Source organism: Segnochrobactrum spirostomi, from assembly GCF_009600605.1.
GTDB classification, from domain to species: Bacteria; Pseudomonadota; Alphaproteobacteria; order Rhizobiales; family Segnochrobactraceae; genus Segnochrobactrum; species Segnochrobactrum spirostomi.
Genome location: NZ_VWNA01000001.1, coordinates 2,360,637 through 2,373,965, shown reverse-complemented (window position 1 = coordinate 2,373,965; position 13,329 = coordinate 2,360,637). Strand labels below are relative to the sequence as shown.

12 protein-coding genes are annotated in these 13,329 nt (G+C 70.3%); 10 read left to right on the top strand and 2 right to left on the bottom strand.

Features of this window, described 5'->3' with window-relative positions:
• The first annotated feature begins 355 nt into the window (after nucleotides 1–355).
• From F0357_RS10715 to F0357_RS10675, 9 genes are all read left to right on the top strand, one after another.
• Nucleotides 356–1,270 (top strand): LysR family transcriptional regulator, encoded by a 915-nt coding sequence (locus F0357_RS10715; protein ID WP_153480954.1) that lies wholly within the window; start codon nucleotides 356–358, stop codon nucleotides 1,268–1,270.
• 140 nt (nucleotides 1,271–1,410) lie between these two features.
• Nucleotides 1,411–2,619, top strand: coding sequence for an ABC transporter substrate-binding protein (locus F0357_RS10710; RefSeq protein WP_153480951.1), 1,209 nt, complete (start codon nucleotides 1,411–1,413; stop codon nucleotides 2,617–2,619).
• A 238-nt stretch (nucleotides 2,620–2,857) separates the two neighbouring features.
• Entirely contained in the window at nucleotides 2,858–3,895 is a 1,038-nt protein-coding gene (locus F0357_RS10705) for an ABC transporter ATP-binding protein (RefSeq protein WP_153480948.1), read from the top strand.
• Nucleotides 3,895–4,842 (top strand): ABC transporter permease, encoded by a 948-nt coding sequence (locus tag F0357_RS10700; RefSeq protein ID WP_153480945.1) that lies wholly within the window; start codon nucleotides 3,895–3,897, stop codon nucleotides 4,840–4,842. The genes F0357_RS10705 and F0357_RS10700 overlap by 1 nt, the downstream gene beginning before the upstream one ends.
• Complete coding sequence (locus tag F0357_RS10695; protein ID WP_153480942.1) at nucleotides 4,832–5,686, top strand: ABC transporter permease; 855 nt, start codon at nucleotides 4,832–4,834, stop codon at nucleotides 5,684–5,686. Before F0357_RS10700 ends, F0357_RS10695 begins: the two co-directional genes overlap by 11 nt.
• A gap of 129 nt (nucleotides 5,687–5,815) precedes the next feature.
• Nucleotides 5,816–7,243, top strand: a complete 1,428-nt coding sequence (locus F0357_RS10690) for a gamma-aminobutyraldehyde dehydrogenase (protein WP_153480940.1) — start codon at nucleotides 5,816–5,818, stop codon at nucleotides 7,241–7,243.
• 79 nt (nucleotides 7,244–7,322) lie between these two features.
• A complete protein-coding gene (locus tag F0357_RS10685; RefSeq protein ID WP_153480939.1) occupies nucleotides 7,323–8,156 on the top strand; it encodes a class I SAM-dependent methyltransferase in 834 nt (277 codons plus the stop codon).
• Nucleotides 8,157–8,314: 158 nt separating this feature from the next.
• Nucleotides 8,315–8,935 (top strand): LysE family translocator, encoded by a 621-nt coding sequence (locus tag F0357_RS10680; RefSeq protein ID WP_153480937.1) that lies wholly within the window; start codon nucleotides 8,315–8,317, stop codon nucleotides 8,933–8,935.
• A 2-nt stretch (nucleotides 8,936–8,937) separates the two neighbouring features.
• Nucleotides 8,938–9,750, top strand: coding sequence for a TrmH family RNA methyltransferase (locus F0357_RS10675; protein ID WP_153480936.1), 813 nt, complete (start codon nucleotides 8,938–8,940; stop codon nucleotides 9,748–9,750).
• A gap of 34 nt (nucleotides 9,751–9,784) precedes the next feature.
• Here F0357_RS10675 and F0357_RS10670 read toward each other — a convergent pair whose 3' ends face one another.
• Nucleotides 9,785–10,846: a histone deacetylase family protein gene (locus F0357_RS10670; protein ID WP_153480934.1), complete on the bottom strand. Its 1,062-nt coding sequence runs from the start codon at nucleotides 10,844–10,846 to the stop codon at nucleotides 9,785–9,787.
• A gap of 60 nt (nucleotides 10,847–10,906) precedes the next feature.
• Nucleotides 10,907–12,310, bottom strand: coding sequence for a dihydrolipoyl dehydrogenase (gene lpdA / locus F0357_RS10665; RefSeq protein ID WP_153480931.1), 1,404 nt, complete (start codon nucleotides 12,308–12,310; stop codon nucleotides 10,907–10,909).
• A 310-nt stretch (nucleotides 12,311–12,620) separates the two neighbouring features.
• Between lpdA and F0357_RS10660 the strand changes: the two genes are divergently transcribed.
• The gene (locus F0357_RS10660; protein WP_153480923.1) at nucleotides 12,621–13,160 is read left to right on the top strand and encodes a hypothetical protein; all 540 of its coding nucleotides are present in this window, start codon (nucleotides 12,621–12,623) and stop codon (nucleotides 13,158–13,160) included.
• Nucleotides 13,161–13,329 lie beyond the last annotated feature (169 nt).

The window sequence follows — 13,329 nt, the reverse complement described above, 5'->3', positions numbered from 1 at the left end:
GCTCGATCGATTGGGAGAGGTCGGCGATCGGCGGGGAATATTGGGAAGGTTTTATGTTTTGTTATAACATTACATTATCTATTTGGCCGCCGTCCCCTCACACCTTCCCCGTCATCGCCCGGCCTGTCCGGGCGATCTCCACCCGGCGCGCCACAGGCGGCGAGATGCCCCGGACTTCGCCGGGGCATGACGCGGAGAGAGCACCGCGTGACCGCGAGCGGAGAGCGGAGCGAGCCCCCTGCTCGACTAGCGCGGAGCGTGACACCGGGCATGACGCGGAGAGGCCCGCCTCTCACCAGCCCCTCTTGCCGGCGCCTCTTGCCAGCGGCGCCGCTTCGATCGAGGCTCGCGCGTCATGAACATCACGCTGCGTCAGGTCGCCTATTTCATCGCGGTCGCCGAGGCGGGCTCCGTGTCCGGCGGGGCCGCGGCGGTCGGCATTTCCCAATCGGCCATCACCGACGCCCTCAAGGCGCTCGAAGAGCAGACGGGCACCCGCCTGTTCGAGCGCCACGCCCGCGGCATGGTGCTGACCTATCCGGGCCACCAATTCCTGCGCCACGCCCGCACCATCATCGCCGCCGTCACCGACGCGCAGACCGCGCTGAAGACGCGGCCCGAGGCCGTGCAGGGCAGTCTCACCCTCGGCGTGACGAGCCTCGTCTCGGGCTATTTCCTCGCCGACCTCCTCGCCCGCTTCCGGCGCAATTTCCCCAACGTCTCGGTGCGTGTCGCCGAGGAGGAGCGGACCTATGTCGAGCACCTGATCGGCAACGGCGAGCTCGCCGTCGCCCTGATGCTCGTCTCCAACATCGCCGACCGCTCGGCGATCGAGAGCGAGATCCTGCTGCGTTCCGAAAGCCGGGTCTGGCTGCCGCCCGGCCATCCCTTCCTCGCCCGCGAGAGCGTCACCCTCGCCGAGATCGCCCCCGAGCCGCTGATCGCGCTCGCCATCGACGAGATCGACGAGGCGGCCACCGCGATGTGGCGCGGCGCCGGGCTGCGGCCGAACCGGGTGCTGCGCACCGCCTCGGTGGAGGCCGTCCGCAGCCTCGTGGCGACGGGGGCCGGCATCGCGGTGCTTCCCGACATGGCCTATCGCCCGTGGTCGCTCGAAGGCGACCGCATCGAGGCGCTGGCGATCGCCGACCGCCCGCCGACCCTCGATGTCGGGCTCGTCTGGCGGCGCGGTTCGCGGCTCAGCACGCCGGCCGAGACCTTCATCCAACTCGCCCGCACCTATCAGCCGGCGCGCGGGCGGCTGGGCTAGACGAGCGTTCGGAAATTCCGAATGCTCGTCGGGTGATTTCAGATTTCACTTTGGGGGCTGCTTGCGCCAAGCTTCGACGAGAGCCCGCGAGAGGCCCGCTTCCAGACGCTGTTCGAGGCACCTGAAGACCGGAGGGGTAAATGACAGACCGCGTGGAAATCCGTACTGCGTTGCGTGCGATCCCGGCCGTGGCCGGCCGCATCGCCGCGCTCGCCGCCGTTGCCGTTCTCGCCGCCCAACCCGTGCTCGCCGCCGGCCCGATCCAGTCGATCGGCCCCGGAGAAGGCGAAGTCGCGATCATCGGCTGGCCGGGCTACGTCGAGCGCGGCGCGACCGACAAGGCCTACGACTGGGTCACCGATTTTGAGAAGGAGACCGGCTGCAAGGTCACCTTCAAGCCGGCCGGCACCTCCGACGAGATGGTCGCGCTGATGAATCAGGGCGGCTTCGACCTCGTCACCGCCTCCGGCGACGCCAGCCTGCGCCTGATCTACGGCGGCCGCGTCCAGGAGCTCAATCCGAGCCTGATCCCGAGTTGGAACACCGTCGACGAGCGGCTGCGCAATGCGCCCTGGCACACGGTCGACGGCAAGCATTACGGCGTGCCCTATCAGTGGGGCCCCAACGTGCTCGCCTACAACACGGACGTCTTCAAGGGCGAGGCGCCGAAGTCCTGGTCGGTGGTGTTCGAGGAGCAGACGCTGCCCGACGGCAAGACCAACAAGGGCCGCGTCCAGGCCTATGACGGCCCGATCTACATCGCCGACGCCGCGCTCTATCTTTCCAAGCACAAGCCCGAACTCGGCATCAAGGACCCGTACCAGCTCGACGAGAAGCAGTACGCGGCCGCGATCGACCTCCTCAAGGCCCAGCGCAAGCTCGTCTCGCGCTATTGGCACGACGCCAACGTCCAGGTCGACGACTTCACCAACGAGGGCACCGCGGCCTCGTCGTCGTGGCCGTTCCAGGTCAACCTGCTGATCGCCAACAAGCGCCCGATCGCCTCCACGATCCCCGAGGAAGGCGCCACCGGCTGGGCCGACACGACGATGATGCACGTCGACGCGCCGCACCCGAACTGCGCCTACAAGTGGCTCGAGCACTCGATCTCGAAGAAGCTCCAGGGCGATCTCGCCGCCTGGTTCGGCTCGGTGCCGGTCGTTCTCGCCGCCTGCGACGGCAACCCGCTGCTCGGCGCCGAGGGCTGCAAGGCGAACGGCGTCGACAATCTCGGCAAGCTGCACTTCTGGACCACGCCGCGCGCCCAGTGCGCCGACCACCCGGACACCGGCTGCGTGCCCTATTCGAAGTGGGTGAGCGACTACCTCGCCGTCCAGAGCGGCAACTGAGGCGGGCCGCGGCGTTCCGCGGGGCGTTTGCCCGGCGGGACCCCACCCCGCCGGCCTTCGGCCGTCGACCCTCCCCCTGACAGGGGAGGGTGAAGGGGCGCCGTGGAATGAGCCGATCTCAATGGAACACCCCACCCTCCCCTGCCAGGGGGAGGGTCGCCGCGCAGCGGCGGGGTGGGGTCCTTCGCCCGTCCCACCGCCCGCGACCTGACCTGAACGAACCCGGAAGATCCGACGAATGCCCGTTCCGCCCGATGCCCTCTCCGCCGTCCGCTTCGAGGACGTCACCCGCCACTTCGCGGCGGTGAAGGCGGTCGACGGCGTCTCCTTCGAGATCGCGAACGGCGAGTTCTTCTCCATGCTCGGCCCCTCGGGCTCGGGCAAGACGACGTGCCTGCGCCTCATCGCCGGCTTCGAGCAGCCGACCGGCGGGCGCATTCTGCTCGAGGGCCGCGACGTCACCGGCGTGCCGCCCTACGACCGCGACATCAACACCGTGTTCCAGGATTATGCGCTGTTCCCGCACATGCGCATCTGGGAGAACGTCGCCTACGGCCTGATGGTGCGCGGGGTGCCGAAGGCCGAGCGGCGGCGCCAGGCCGGCGAGATGCTCGAGATGGTGCGCCTGAGCGGTCTCGGCGAGCGGCGCCCGAGCGAACTCTCCGGTGGCCAGCGCCAGCGTGTGGCGCTCGCCCGCGCCCTCGTCAACCGCCCGGCCGTCCTCCTCCTCGACGAACCCCTCGGCGCGCTCGATCTCAAGCTGCGCGAGGCGATGCAGGAGGAGTTGAAGGCGCTCCAGCGCCAGGTCGGCATCACCTTCATCTACGTCACCCACGACCAGGGCGAGGCGCTCTCGATGAGCGACCGCGTCGCCGTGTTCAACCAGGGCCGCATCGAGCAGATCGGCACGCCGGCCGAGATCTACGACCGCCCGCGCACCGCCTTCGTCGCCGGCTTCGTCGGCGCCTCGAACATGATCGACGAGACGCTCGCCGCGCGTCTGGTCGGCTCCGCCCGCCCCTTCGCGCTGCGCCCCGAGCGCATCCGCATGATCTCGCTCGCGCCCGACGCCGATCACGACCATGCCGCCGGGATCGTCGCCACGGTGAGCTTCCTCGGCGCGGCGACGCGCTACCGCGTCGCGCTCGAGGGCGGCGGCCACATCGAGGTCAGCGTGCCCTATGGCGGCGGCGCTTCGGCCAAGGTGGGCGATGCCGTCGTGGTCGCCTGGCCGACCGCCGCACGGCTCTATCTCGACGGCGCGGAGGTCGGCTGATGAGCGCCGCCGCCCGCGCGCCCTCGCTGCCCGCCGACACCGCCCTGCGGCGGCTGTCGACGCTGCTCTATCGCAAGAGCTGGCTGTTCCTCACGCTGCTGCTGGTGCCGCCGGTGCTCTGGCTCGGCATCGTCTATCTCGGCTCGCTCATCGCGCTGCTCGCCCAGAGCATCTTCGCGATCGACGATTTCACGGGGATGGTCGTCTACAAGCCGACCTTCGCGACCTACGCCCAGCTCTTCACGCCCGCCAATCTCGGCATCATCCTGCGCACGGTGACGATGGCCGCGGTCGTCACCGTGATCTGCGCCGGGCTCGCCTTCCCGATCGCCTATTATGCCGCGCGCTATGCGCGGGGGCGGGCCAAGGCCGCCTTCTACATCCTCGTCATGCTGCCGCTGTGGTCGAGCTACCTCGTCCGCGTCTACGCCTGGAAGCTCCTGCTCGCCCGCGAAGGCGTGGTGACCTGGCTCGCCGGCGAGCTGCATCTCGGCTGGCTGCTCGACGCCGTGCTCGCCTTGCCGGTGGTCGGCGGGCCCTCGCTGTCGACGGCCTATCTCGGCACCGCGATCGTCTTCACCTATGTCTGGCTGCCCTACATGATCCTGCCGGTGCAGGCGGCGCTCGAACGGGTGCCCCGATCGCTCATCGAGGCCTCGGCCGATCTCGGCGGCCGCCCGTCGCGCACCTTCCGCTCGGTGATCCTGCCGCTCGCCTTCCCGGGCATCGTCGCGGGCTCGATCTTCACCTTCTCGCTGACGCTCGGCGACTACATCATCCCGGGCATCGTCGGCTCGTCGCGCCCCTTCATCGGCCAGGTCGTGCTGCAGCAGCAGGGCACCGCCGGCAACATTCCGCTCGCCGCCGCCTTCGCGGTGGTGCCGATCGTCATCATGGGGATCTATCTCACGATCGCCAAACGGCTCGGAGCGTTCGATGCCCTCTGAGCAGCCCCCGAAGAAAGCGGCCGGCGGCCGGGCCGAGGCGGGCGAGCGGGCCTCGCTGACCCTCAAGGCGGCGGCGTTCGGCGGCCTTCTGTTCCTGCACCTGCCGCTGCTCTTCATCATCCTCTACGCCTTCACGACCGAGGACCGCTCGTTCGCCTTCCCGCCGCCGGGGCTGACGCTCAAGTGGTTTTCGACCGCGTGGTTCGACCGGCCCGACATCTGGCCGGCGTTCGGCCTGTCGCTCAGGGTCGCCGCGGTCTCGACCCTGATCGCCCTGGTGCTCGGCACCTTGGCCTCGGCCGCGGTGTGGCGGCACCGCTTCTTCGGCCGCGAGACGCTGTCGCTCCTCGTCATCCTGCCGATCGCGCTGCCGGGCATCATCACCGGCATCGCGCTGCGCTCGGCCTATGCGCTGGCCGACATCCCGTTCAGCTTTTGGACCATCGTGATCGGCCACGCGACGTTCTGCATCGTCGTCGTCTACAACAACGCCCTCGCCCGCTTCCGCCGCTCGGCCCCCTCGCTGATCGAGGCCTCGATGGATCTCGGCGCCGACGGCTTCCAGACCTTCCGTCACGTCGTGCTGCCGAACGTCGCGACCGCGCTCCTCGCCGGCGGCATGCTCGCCTTCGCTTTGTCGTTCGACGAGGTGATCGTGACGACCTTCACCGCCGGCCAGCAGACCACCCTGCCGATCTGGATGCTCGGCGAGTTGGTGCGGCCGCGCCAGCGCCCGGTCACCAACGTCGTCGCGGTGTTCGTGATGGCGGTGACCTTCGTGCCGATCCTCGCCGCCTATTACCTGACCCGCGACACCCACGACTTCTCGGGCGGCGGCAAGTAAGCCGATCCCCGGTCCGGCCGGGGGGGTGGCGAGGCGATTGCTCTTTTCCGGCGGCGCACCGTCCGCCTCCCGACGGCCGCAGCGACGGCCGCGGCAGGCGCCGGCCGCCGCCCTTCGGGAGGACTTGAGATGCAGACCGACCTTCTCATCGACGGAAAGCTCGTGAAGGGCGAGGGCCCGAACGAGGAAATCCTCAATGCCGGCACCGGCGGGCGCATCGCCGACGTCGCCGAGGCGAGCCCGGCCCAGCTCGACGCGGCGGTGGACACCGCCGCCAGGGCCTTCGAGACCTGGTCGGTGACGCCGCCGAGCGCCCGCGCTGGCCGCCTGCTCGCCATCGCCGACGCCATCGAGGCCGACGCCGAGGCCTTCGCCCGGCTCGAATCCCTGAATTGCGGCAAGCCGTACGAGCGCGTCCTCAACGACGAGATCCCGGCCATCGTCGACACCTTCCGCTTCTTCGCCGGCGCCACGCGCTGCCTGACCGGCTCGGCCGCGGGCGAATATGTGGCGAACCACACCTCGATGATCCGCCGCGATCCGGTCGGCGTGGTGGGCTCGATCGCGCCCTGGAACTATCCCTTGATGATGCTCGCCTGGAAGGTCGCCCCGGCGATCGCGGCCGGCAACACGGTGGTGATGAAGCCGTCCGAGCAGACCCCGCTCACCGCCCTCAAGCTCGCCACCACCCTCGCCGACCTGTTGCCGGCCGGCGTCGTCAACGTCGTCGCTGGGCGTGGCGAATCGGTCGGCGCGCCGCTCACCTCGCACCAGAAGGTGCGGATGGTCTCGCTCACAGGCGACATCGCGACGGGCCAGAAGGTGCTCCAGGCCGCGGTGCGCAGCCTGAAGCGCACCCATCTCGAACTCGGCGGCAAGGCCCCGGTCATCGTCATGGACGACGCCGACATCGAGGCCGTGGTCGCCGGCATCCGTGCCGGCGGCTTCTACAATGCGGGCCAGGACTGCACCGCCGCCTGCCGCATCTATGCCGGCCCGAAGATCCACGACAAACTCGTCGCCGAGCTCCAGGGCGCCATCGCGAGCCTCAAATACGGCCCCGCCGAGGACGCCGCGACCGAGCTCGGCCCGCTCATCAGCGAGCGCCAGCGCGAGCGCGTCGCCGCCTTCGTCGAGCGTGCCGACGCCCTGCCGCACACCGAGATCCTGACCGGCGGCGCCAAGGTCGCGGGCGGCGGCTTCTTCTACGAGCCGACGCTCATCGTCGGCGCCCGCCAGGAAGACGAGATCGTCCGCAAGGAGGTGTTCGGCCCGGTCGTCTCGGTGACCCGCTTCGCCGATGCCGACGAGGCGGTGCGCTGGGCCAACGACAGCGATTACGGCCTCGCCTCGTCGGTCTGGACCACCAACGTCTCGACCGCGATGAAGGTGGCCTCCCGCCTGCAATATGGCTGCGTCTGGGTGAACACCCATTTCACCCTGACGACCGAGATGCCCCACGGCGGGCTCAAGATGTCCGGCTACGGCAAGGACATGTCGATGTACGGCCTCGAGGACTACACCGTGGTCCGCCATGTCATGGTGAACTTCGGCTGATCCCGCCCGTGCCGCGGGGCCGTTGAAAGCGGCCCCGCCGCCGTGGCACTCATGCCACCGGTGTTAGGGGGGTGGAATCATGACTGAAGCGATCGATTGGCGCGCGATCAACCGCGCGAACTGGGACGAGCGGGTCGCGATCCACCTGAAGAGCCCGATGTACGATCTCGGGCCCTTGCGGGCAGGCCGAGCCCGGTTGCAGCCGATCGAGGCGGCCGAGCTCGGCCCCGTCGCGGGGCTGCGCATCCTGCACCTGCAATGCCATTTCGGCCGCGATAGCCTCGTGCTCGCCCAGCAGGGCGCCGAGGTCGTCGGCCTCGACTTCTCCGGGCCGGCGATTGCGGCGGCGCGTTCCCTCGCCGTCGAGCTCGGTCTCGAGTCCCACGCCCGCTTCGTCGAGGCGGACGTTTACGACGCCCGAGCGGCGGTGGGCGAGCCGGCCGCGTTCGACCGGGTCTTCGTCACCTGGGGCACCATCGGCTGGCTGCCCGACATCGCCGAATGGGCACGCATCGTGGCCCATTTCCTCAAGCCGGGCGGTTCGCTCTATTTCGCCGAGGGTCACCCGGCGGCCCTCGTCTTCGACGACGCCGCCGCGGTCGACGGCGTGCCGGGCCGCTACATGCCCTATTTCCTCGACGGCCCCTTGGTCGAGACCAACCCGACGGATTATGCCGATCCCGACGCGCGGCTGGCCAATGCCAAGCAATGCTGGTTCTCCCACCCGCTCGGCGCCGTCGTCACCGCCCTCATCGCAGCCGGCCTTCGGATCGAATTCCTCCACGAACACCCGAAGGTGACATGGCAGATGTTCGCCGAACTGGTGGAGGATGCCGACGGCCTGTTCGGCTGGCCGGACGCGCCGTGGCTGCCGCTCGCCTATTCCCTCTCGGCGCGCAAGCCGGCCGCCTGAGGCGGCGGCATCGCTGCGGCGTGGGTTCGGGCGTCGGCCCTCCACGGCGATCTTGCCTCTGGCGCGGCGGCGCGAAGTCCTGTCCTATGGGGCCTTCCGTCTCGTCGAACGCAGGGCCGCAGCGGCCCCGTTCGCGCCCGCTGCCGCCGGATCACGCCATGAACGCCGCCATTCTCTCGAGCGCCGCCCTCGCCGGCTTCGCCTACGGCATCACCCCCGGCCCCGGCGTCCTCGCCGTGTTCGGCATCGGGGCCGATCGCGGCCGCGGCGCCGGCGCGCGCTTCCTCCTCGGCCACTTCGCCGGCGACCTCGTCTGGTACACCCTCTCCCTCGTCTCGATCATCGGCGTCACCGAGATCGGCACGCGGGTGTTCCAGGTGCTCGGCATCGCGAGCGGGCTCTACCTCGCCTTTCTCGGCCTCCAGGCGATCCGCAATGCCGGCCGCAGCGGCGCGGGCGCCATTCCGGCCGACCACAATCCGCTGATGCACGGCCTCGCCTTCGGCCTGACCAACCCGAAGGCCTATCCCGTGGCGGCGGCGATGTTCACCGCGCTCCTCGCCGGGCAGGCCGCGAGCCTCGGCTGGGGCTCGCTGCCCGGCCTCGTCGCGGCAGCCTCGGTCGGGTCGTTCCTCGCCTACGGCATTCTGGTGTTCGCCGTCGGCCTGCCGGTGTGCCGGCGCTTCTATCGCCGCTACGAACCGTGGATCGCGCGGATCTGCGGCGTGATCTTCATCGCCTTCGGGGCGAAGTCGATCGCCGACAGCCTGCGCCGCTGATCATGGTGGAGCGCATCGCCGACCCGGACGATCCCCGGGTCGAGCCCTACCGCTTCGTCCGCGAGCGCGATCTCGTCGGCCGCGACGGCCGCTTCGTCGCCGAGGGGCAGGTGGTGATCGAGGTGGCGCTCGCCCGCGGCCGCTTCCCGCTCGAATCGCTCCTCATCGCCGACGATCGCCTCGCCGCCCAGCAGGCGTTGATCGCCCGCGCCGAGGAGAAGGGCGTGCCGGTCTACGCCGCGGCGCCGGTGGTGATGGATGCGATCGCCGGCTTCCCGATCCACCGCGGCCTCGTCGCGATCGGCCGCCGCACGGCCGAGCCGGAGGCGCGCACCCTGCTCGCCGGCCTCGACGGCCCGGCGATCGTGGTCGGCCTCGTCGGCATCGCCAACCACGACAATATGGGTGGCATCTTCCGCAACGCCGCCGCCTTCGGCGCGGCGGCGGTGCTGATCGACGGCGGCTCCTGCGATCCGCTTTATCGCAAGGCGATCCGCGTCTCGGTCGGCGGCGCGCTCGTCGTGCCGTTCACCCGCGTCGGCGCCGCCGCCGATCTGCCGGCGCTCGCCGCCGCGGCCGGGTTCGAGACCTTGGCGCTGACGCCGGCAGGCGACGACGTCCTCGCCCGGCTCGACCCGCCGGCCCGCAGCCTCGTCCTCCTCGGCGCCGAGGGGCCGGGCCTGCCCGCCGACCTCATCGCGACCGCCCGCGGCGTGCGCATTCCGATGGCCGATTTCGATTCCCTGAACGTCGCGACGACGAGCGGGATCGTGCTCCACCATCTGGCATCGCGACGGGACGCGGGGCGGGGCTGATCGGCGGCGCGCCGAGACGGCTCGGTCGGCCGTTTCAGGCGGCCAAGCCGGCCGCCGCACGGAACGCCGCGACGAAGGCCGGGGCGGCCTCGGCGATGGCGGCGAGCGAATAGCCGCCCTCCTGCACGATCAAGGTCGGCAGGCCGGTCGCGCCCCACAGGCGGCCGAGCCGCTCATAGGCCGCGCTCGTCACCGCGAGGCGGGACAGCGGATCGTCGCGGTGGGCATCCCAGCCGGCGGAGAGGATCAGGACGTCCGCGCCGAACGCCGCGACGGCCTGCGCGAGCCGTTCGTTGGCGGCGAGGAAGGCCGCGTCGTCGGCGCCGAAGGGCAGCGGCAGGTTGAGGTTCGCCCCCTCGCCCGCGCCATGACCGATCTCATCTGCATAGCCGGCAAAGTGTGGATAATAGGCGCTCGGATCGGTGTGCACCGAGCCGTAGAAGACGTCGTCCCGGGTGTAGAAGATCGCCTGGGTGCCGTCGCCGTGGTGGGTGTCGAAATCGGCGATGGCGACCCGGCCGAAGCGTGCGCGCAGCCGCTCCGCCGCGATCGCCGCGTTGTTGAAGAAGCAGAAGCCCGAGGCGCGGTCGACATAAGCGTGGTGGCCGGGCGGGCGGCACAGCGCATAAGCGGCGCGTTCGCCGGCCAGCAGCGCGTCCGCCCCGGCGATCGCCGTCTGCGCCGAGGCGTAGGCGGCCTCGAAGGTACCGGCCATCATCGCGCACGACAGGTCGCCGAGATAGAAGCCGGCGCGCCCGAGGATGCCGGTCGGCCGCGGCCGACCCCGGGCGCCGAGATCGGGGCCGGCGCCGCGATAGGGATGGACGTTCGGCCACACCTCCGGCCCGGCGTTCGGCAGCGCCTGGAAGCGCGCATAGGCCTCGGCGAGGAAGGCGACGTAGTCGGGCGCGTGGACCGCCTCGATCGGGCCGCGGCCGGCATCCGCCAGGGCCTCGCGGACGAGGCCGAGCGGTTCGAGGGCGGCGGCCAGCGTCGCCGCCCGGTCGGGATTTTCGAGCGGGGCGACGACGCGCCCGTGCACCATGTACTGGGTCGGCCGGTGGGCGAGCTGCGCGGGATCGAAGATCAGCTTCATCGTGCAGCGCTCCCTCAGCGGCCCCCTCGTCGGAGGCCGCGCCCTCGGCCCGACCCCGCCTCACATATGGATGGCGCGCTTCTCGACGGCGAACGCCGCCTCCTTGACCGCCTCCGACAAAGTCGGGTGGGCGTGGCAGGTGCGGGCGATGTCCTCGGAGGCCGCGCCGAACTCCATGGCGACGGCGGCTTCCGCGATCAGCGTGCCGGCATCCGGCCCGATGATGTGGACACCGAGCACGCGGTCGGTCTTGGCATCGGCGAGGATCTTCACGAAGCCCTCGGTGGTGCGGTTCACCTTGGCGCGGCCGTTCGCCGTGAAGGGGAACTTGCCGACATTGTAGGCGACGCCGGCCGCCTTGAGCTCCTCCTCGGTCTTGCCGACCGAGGCGACTTCCGGCGCGGTGTAGACGACGCCCGGGATCACGTCGTAGTTCACGTGACCCGCCTGACCGGCGAGGATCTCGGCGATCGCGACGCCCTCGTCCTCGGCCTTGTGGGCGAGCATCGGGCCGGCGATGGCGTCGCCGATGGCGTAGATGCCCGGCACATTTGTCTCGAAATGGCCGCCCGTCACGATGCGGCCGCGCGGATCGAGGGCGACGCCGACGGTCTCGAGGCCGAGGCCTTCGGTGTAGGCACGCCGGCCGATGGCGACCAGCACGACGTCGGCCTCGATGGTCTTCGCCGCGCCGCCCGCGGCGGGCTCGACGGTGACGGCGAGGGCCTCGCCCGCCGGCACGACGCCGGTGACCTTGCTCGACAATTCGAACTTGAAGCCCTGCTTGGCGAGGATGCGCTGGAAGCTCTTCGCCACCTCGGCGTCCATGCCCGGCAGCAGGCGGTCGAGATATTCGATCACGGTGACGTCGGCACCGAGGCGGCGCCACACCGAGCCGAGCTCGAGGCCGATGACGCCGCCGCCGATCACCGCGAGGCGCTTCGGCACCTGCTTCAGCGACAGGGCTCCGGTCGAGGAGACGATGCGCTCCTCGTCGATGGTGACGCCGGGGAGCGGGGTGACTTCCGAGCCGGTCGCGATCACGATCGCCTTGGTCTCGATCTCGCTCGCCTCGCCCGCCTCGGGCGTGACCTTCACCTTGCCGGCGGCGACGATGGTCGCGCGGCCGTGGAAGGTGTCGATCTTGTTCTTCTTCAGGAGGTAGTCGACGCCCTTGACGTTGCCGTCGACGCCTTCGTCCTTGAAGCGCATCATCTGGTCGAGGTCGAGCTCGGGCGCCGGCACCTTGATGCCGAGGTGGGCGAACTCGCGCGAGGCCTCGTCGAACAGTTCGGAGGCGTGGAGCAGGGCCTTCGAGGGGATGCAGCCGATGTTGAGGCAGGTGCCGCCGTGCGTGGCGCGCTTCTCCACCACGGCCACCTTGAGGCCGAGCTGGGCGGCGCGGATGGCGCAGACATAACCGCCCGGGCCGGTGCCGATCACGACGAGATCATAGGAAGCCATTGAGCATCACCTTCGCGGGTCGCGGCAGGGGGAGCGCGAACGCCGGGCGCTCGCGGCGGGTCCATAAAGAGGGGCCCCGTCCGGGGCCGGCCGACGAGACGCATAGCGCAAGGCGGCGGCGCCCGGAAGCCCCGCCGAAAGTATGGCTGCCCTGCCCGAACTTCCAGGGTCGGAATGCGCGGCGCCGCGGCCCGCGTCGCCACCCTTGCGAGAATTTAACCCATCGGCCCGCTTGGCTTCCGAGCGGGGCGGGACTAGTCCGAGAGGGAAGCCGGCGCGGCTGGGGCGCCGCCGAATGGGGAGATTTGCGATGAAGCGTTTCTTGGTTGCGGCGATGCTCGCGGCGTCGATGGTCGCGGGGCCGGCTTTGAGCGGCGCGGTGCTCGCCGCGGAGCCCTCGGCGGCCTCCGGCACCTTCCCCGCACCGGCGGCGGACTGGCTGTTCGTGCAGAACGCCCGCGCCATGAGCTTCGACGGCCACGCGCTGCGCCTCGAAGGCATCGCGCCCCACACCATCATGTTCACCGACCGCCCCCAGCGCATGTCGGGCGACATGTCGACCAAGCGCTTCCTCGGCGTTTGGGACGCCGGCAAGGACAGCTTCGACAAGGACCCGCCGAACGCCAGCGTCTCCGTCGTCGTCGACGGCAAGGAGCACACGGCGATCGTCGAGATCAGCAATCCGAAGCTCGAGGGCGACACCCTGACCTACACGGCGCGGGTGCTCGACGGCGAGGTGCCGAGCACAGGCCAGGCGACGGCGATCTTCATCGATTGGTGGTACGGCCCGAACGGCGGCGAGTGCCGCTACACCAGCTTCGGCCACGTCCACTGCACCTACCCGTTCTGACGGGGGACGGCGGGGACCGGTTCTTGGATCGTCGGATGCCACCCCTTCCTTCTCCCCGCTCGGGGAGAAGGTGCCCCGAAGGGGCGGATGAGGGGGCCATTTCCTTGAACTTAAATCGATATTCGGAGCGATGAGGGCATCTAGAAGGTCCCCTCATCCGGCGCTCCGC

What these genes read in the sequence shown, in the direction of transcription:
- F0357_RS10710 (WP_153480951.1), top strand. Translation starts at nt 1,411, where the DNA reads ATGACAGACCGCGTGGAAATCCGTACTGCGTTGCGTGCGATCCCGGCC.
- F0357_RS10695 (WP_153480942.1), top strand. Translation starts at nt 4,832, where the DNA reads ATGCCCTCTGAGCAGCCCCCGAAGAAAGCGGCCGGCGGCCGGGCCGAG.
- F0357_RS10715 (WP_153480954.1), top strand. Translation starts at nt 356, where the DNA reads ATGAACATCACGCTGCGTCAGGTCGCCTATTTCATCGCGGTCGCCGAG.
- F0357_RS10680 (WP_153480937.1), top strand. Translation starts at nt 8,315, where the DNA reads ATGAACGCCGCCATTCTCTCGAGCGCCGCCCTCGCCGGCTTCGCCTAC.
- F0357_RS10660 (WP_153480923.1), top strand. Translation starts at nt 12,621, where the DNA reads ATGAAGCGTTTCTTGGTTGCGGCGATGCTCGCGGCGTCGATGGTCGCG.
- F0357_RS10670 (WP_153480934.1), bottom strand. Translation starts at nt 10,846, where the DNA reads ATGAAGCTGATCTTCGATCCCGCGCAGCTCGCCCACCGGCCGACCCAG.
- F0357_RS10685 (WP_153480939.1), top strand. Translation starts at nt 7,323, where the DNA reads ATGACTGAAGCGATCGATTGGCGCGCGATCAACCGCGCGAACTGGGAC.
- lpdA (WP_153480931.1), bottom strand. Translation starts at nt 12,310, where the DNA reads ATGGCTTCCTATGATCTCGTCGTGATCGGCACCGGCCCGGGCGGTTAT.
- F0357_RS10675 (WP_153480936.1), top strand. Translation starts at nt 8,938, where the DNA reads ATGGTGGAGCGCATCGCCGACCCGGACGATCCCCGGGTCGAGCCCTAC.
- F0357_RS10690 (WP_153480940.1), top strand. Translation starts at nt 5,816, where the DNA reads ATGCAGACCGACCTTCTCATCGACGGAAAGCTCGTGAAGGGCGAGGGC.
- F0357_RS10705 (WP_153480948.1), top strand. Translation starts at nt 2,858, where the DNA reads ATGCCCGTTCCGCCCGATGCCCTCTCCGCCGTCCGCTTCGAGGACGTC.
- F0357_RS10700 (WP_153480945.1), top strand. Translation starts at nt 3,895, where the DNA reads ATGAGCGCCGCCGCCCGCGCGCCCTCGCTGCCCGCCGACACCGCCCTG.